Genomic DNA, 1277 nt, shown 5'->3' with positions numbered 1-1277 from the left:
GCAAACTGGGTTTTTTGATATGGGTATGGATTCTTTGATGGCTGTGGATTTAAAACGCCGTTTGGAATTGAGTTTACAACAATCTTTATCTACAAGTTTGGCATTTAATTATCCGACTATAGAAAAACTTGCACAGTATTTATTAACAAAGATTTTCTCGGAGGATTTGCAAGTAAATACCACAGGAATCAACTATGCACAACAAGAACACTTAGATAATACAGTAATCACTCAAACTAAGTTAGAAGAAGTTTCAGAATCAGAAGCGGAAGCATTATTACTCCAGAAATTGGCGATTCTGGAAGCTTAAGGAAAAACAAGTAATAACTCAGAAAACGATGTCTAATTTATCCCCACTCAAGCGTGCATTGTTAGCAATCGAAAAAATGCAGTCTCAGCTCGATAGAATAAAAAAGCAGCAAACAGAACCTATTGCTATTGTAGGTATGAGTTGTCGCTTTCCCGGTGGTGCTAACAACCCAGATTCTTTTTGGGAATTATTGCGCAATGGGGTAGACACGATTGCTGAAGTTCCCATGTCTAGGTGGGATATGGATAGTTTTTACGATCCAAATCCAGGAGCTCCTGATAAAATTTATACACGTCAAGCAGGATTTTTAGACATTGGAGTTGATGAGTTTGATGCTGATTTCTTTGGAGTTGCACCACGGGAAGCAGTAGAAATGGATCCCCAGCAAAGATTATTGTTAGAACTCAGCTGGGAAGCTTTAGAAAATGCTGGTATTTCCCCCAACAAATTAGCAGGTAGTAAAAGTGGTGTATTCGTGGGGATCAATAACTCTGACTACACGCAATTGCAAATATCTCAGGATGTAGCCAATAATGCCTACTTTTTTACAGGTAGTGCTTTTAGCGTTGCAGCGGGACGTTTAGCTTATTTTTTAGGCCTACAAGGTCCAGCTTTAGCCATAGACACTGCTTGTTCATCTTCCCTAGTTGCAGTCCATCTGAGCTGTCAGAGCTTGCGTGCTAGGGAATGTGGTTTAGCTCTAGCAGGTGGGGTAAATTTGATGCTCTCACCCCAGACAACAATCATACTATCTCAAATGCGGGCTTTAGCTGCTGATGGACGCAGCAAAACCTTTGATGCATCCGCAGATGGTTATGGAAGAGGAGAAGGTTGTGGTGTTGTTGTACTCAAGCGTTTATCTGATGCTGTCGCAGACGGCGATAATATCCTAGGATTAATTCGAGGTACAGCGGTCAATCACGATGGTCTCAGTAGCGGATTAACTGTTCCTAACGGTTTAGCCCAA

General features: G+C 41.2%; 2 protein-coding genes. Both read left to right on the top strand.

The window, feature by feature from the left end:
• A partial coding sequence (locus F6K52_RS36420; RefSeq protein ID WP_293090118.1) for an acyl carrier protein occupies window positions 1-310 on the top strand: 310 nt, incomplete at its 5' end.
• Between the two features lie 28 nt (window positions 311-338).
• A partial coding sequence (locus F6K52_RS36415; RefSeq protein ID WP_293090115.1) for a polyketide synthase occupies window positions 339-1277 on the top strand: 939 nt, incomplete at its 3' end.

The organism is Moorena sp. SIO3H5 (assembly GCF_010692395.1).
In the GTDB taxonomy this organism is placed as follows: domain Bacteria; phylum Cyanobacteriota; class Cyanobacteriia; order Cyanobacteriales; family Coleofasciculaceae; genus Moorena.
The sequence above is the reverse complement of the archived record's forward strand: the minus strand, read 5'-3'. Positions and strand labels throughout refer to the sequence as shown.